Source organism: Leuconostoc fallax (assembly GCF_004354645.1).
Taxonomy (GTDB): Bacteria; Bacillota; Bacilli; order Lactobacillales; family Lactobacillaceae; genus Leuconostoc_B; species Leuconostoc_B fallax.
On sequence record NZ_PUFI01000007.1, the window covers coordinates 763 to 2,611 of the forward strand.

Annotated in this window: 1 pseudogene; it reads right to left on the reverse strand. The window is 36.8% G+C overall.

The window, feature by feature from the left end:
* A pseudogene (locus C5L23_RS08565) lies at window positions 1–1,849 on the reverse strand (hypothetical protein); the annotation flags it as partial.

A 1,849-nucleotide genomic window follows, 5' to 3' on the forward strand; every position in this document is an offset into this window, starting at 1 on the left:
GATTCACTCGTACTTAGCGACGTTGAACCAGATAATGACTCACTCGTACTTACTGATTCAGAACCGGATACAGATTCGCTTGTACTTACTGATTCAGAACCGGATACAGATTCGCTTGTACTAATTGATTCTGAGCCAGATACGGATTCACTCGTACTAATTGATTCGGAGCTAGAAATAGATTCGCTTGTACTTACTGATTCAGAACCGGATACGGATTCGCTTGTACTTACTGATTCAGAACCGGATACGGATTCGCTTGTACTTACTGATTCAGAACTGGATACAGATTCACTCGTACTTAGCGACGTTGAACCAGATAATGACTCACTCGTACTTAACGATGTTGAGCCAGATAGTGACTCACTTGTACTTAGCGATGTTGAACCAGATAATGACTCACTTGTACTTAGCGATGTTGAGCCAGATAGTGACTCACTTGTACTTAGCGATGTTGAACCAGATAATGACTCACTTGTACTTAGCGATGTTGAGCCAGATACGGATTCACTCGTGCTCATAGAAACCGGATCTTTTTCATAAGTAACTATTGTATCAACAGAAAGGCTAGCTGGCTTATCACCATTTTTAATGTTATTAATGTCAACTATATTTCCATCACTGTCTTTCGCTGTAATCACATAGCCTGGCTTATCAACAAGAGTATCTGGATAATATGCTTTCGTCGCATCTGTTGAATCATTTACATATTGTGTTTCATTAAGAATTGTTCCATCTTCATCCTTAATAATGAGATTTCCCAATTTTTTATATTGATATTGTATATCTTGTGTTTGCTGAATATATGGATTTCTAATGTTATAGGTTGTATTGCTATTAACATATTGCACAGTCTGTCCAACCGGGATACTGTAGGTCGCTGATTTAACCCCGTTCCTATAAACATCAGCTTGCATTGTTCCAATACCATCTAATTGTGTGTAAATAACACTTGTACCATCATGATAATTTTTTTCATATTTAGCACCAATTTCTCCAAACTGAGACATTGTACCGTTACCATTATCATTAACGTCATCAGAATAGTAACCATTAATTACTTGCCCTGACGAAGTTGTATACGTTTGACCAGTCCATCCATTTTGTGTAACATTATCAGAATCGTTAATGGGCTTTCCTTCTTCATCCACATACGTTGTATTTTGATTTACATTCTTAGGAACAAAATTAGTAACCGTACCATAGGCATTACCAGAACTATCTGCAACAAATCCAACATAATTTGTTCTTAAAGCTCCACTTGATCTCTTTACAACTAGTGAATAGTTTCCATTTATTCCGTCGTAATAATATGTTGTTTTGGAAAATAATGAGGAAGAGATACTTGCTGTACTCTGACCCAACGTCAATTGTTTTTTTGCACCATTCGTACTTATTTCTTGAATGTACAATTGACCAGATCCATTGCGATCAATTGAGACAGAGATATCACCAACTTTGGTGCTACCACTATAAACTGTCAACCACTCAAAATCATATTTATTTTCATTATCCGAATTTCGTGGCATGCCACTCGGATATTCTGGGTCATTAACAGAAAATCCACTGTTCGTCTTTTCAAGAGTCTTTAAAACAGCTAACAAATTACTGTTTAACATTGCATTGTTAGTAGTAACAGAATATGTATTACGCGTTGGATATTCGGAAAGCGTGTTTGAATCAGTGACTGCCTCGCTTTCTATATTTTCTGAAATATTGCTATCCAAAGACTGTGTTTCTTTGCTATGCTCAGTCTCACTACCAACAGAACCCGATTCAGAATTTTTACTAGTATCGATTTCACTACTGCTCAATGACTCTGATACAGAAGTTGATGTAGACTCACTAC